The sequence below is a fragment of the Arthrobacter sp. Dra40 genome, from assembly GCF_059091905.1.
The window spans coordinates 1-909 of the sequence record NZ_JBNHHB010000534.1 but is presented as its reverse complement, the minus strand read 5'-3'; the positions used below and the strand labels follow the sequence as shown (position 1 = coordinate 909).

Below are 909 nucleotides of genomic sequence, written 5' to 3'. Positions count from 1 at the left end.
AAGGGCAGCCCGATGAAGCGCGGCGTTTGCACCCGCGTTTACACCACCACCCCGAAGAAGCCGAACTCCGCGCTCCGCAAGGTAGCCCGCGTCAAGCTCGCCGGCGGCATCGAAGTGACTGCCTACATCCCCGGTGTAGGCCACAACCTGCAGGAACACTCCATCGTGCTGGTGCGCGGCGGCCGTGTGAAGGACCTGCCCGGTGTCCGCTACAAGATCGTCCGCGGCGCCCTTGACACCCAGGGTGTCAAGAACCGCAAGCAGGCTCGCAGCCGCTACGGCGCGAAGATGGAGAAGAAGTAATATGCCTCGCAAGGGTCCGGCCCCCAAGCGGCCGCTAGTTGTAGATCCCGTCCACGGCTCCCCGCTGGTGACCCAGCTGATCAACAAGGTTCTCGTTGACGGCAAGAAGTCCACCGCAGAGCGCATCGTTTATGGTGCCCTTGATGGCGTGAAGGCCAAGAGCGGCGGCGATCCCGTCGCTGCCCTGAAGAAGGCCATGGACAATGTCCGCCCGACCCTGGAGGTCCGCTCCCGCCGTGTTGGCGGCGCCACCTACCAGGTTCCGGTCGAGGTCAAGCCGGGCCGTGCCACGGCTTTGGCCCTGCGCTGGCTGGTCGGCTACTCGAAGGCCCGCCGCGAAAAGACGATGACCGAGCGTCTCATGAACGAGATTCTGGATGCGTCGAACGGTCTCGGTGCCGCTGTGAAGCGTCGCGAAGACACCCACAAAATGGCCGAGTCGAACAAGGCCTTCGCCCACTACCGCTGGTAACAGAGACGGTGCGACGGCGGCTAACCGCCGTCGTCGCACCCCTCACCTACAAAGGGAGACATTGTGGCACAGGACGTGCTCACCGACCTCACGAAGGTCCGCAACATCGGCATCATGGCCCACATCGATGCCGG

At 64.1% G+C, this 909-nt stretch carries 2 protein-coding genes; both read left to right on the top strand.

The features are described 5' to 3' along the window. The coding region (gene rpsL, locus AC5RWT_RS37835; RefSeq protein ID WP_494084683.1) for a 30S ribosomal protein S12 at positions 1-303 on the top strand (303 nt) is incomplete at its 5' end. A gap of 1 nt (position 304) precedes the next feature. Beyond that, on the top strand, positions 305-775 hold the full coding sequence (rpsG, locus tag AC5RWT_RS37830) for a 30S ribosomal protein S7 (RefSeq protein ID WP_127511056.1): 471 nt from the start codon (positions 305-307) through the stop codon (positions 773-775). The last annotated feature ends 134 nt before the right edge of the window (positions 776-909 follow it).

Bases quoted from the DNA above. Each gene is read 5' to 3' on its own strand.
- rpsG (WP_127511056.1), top strand. From the start codon at position 305: ATGCCTCGCAAGGGTCCGGCCCCCAAGCGGCCGCTAGTTGTAGATCCC.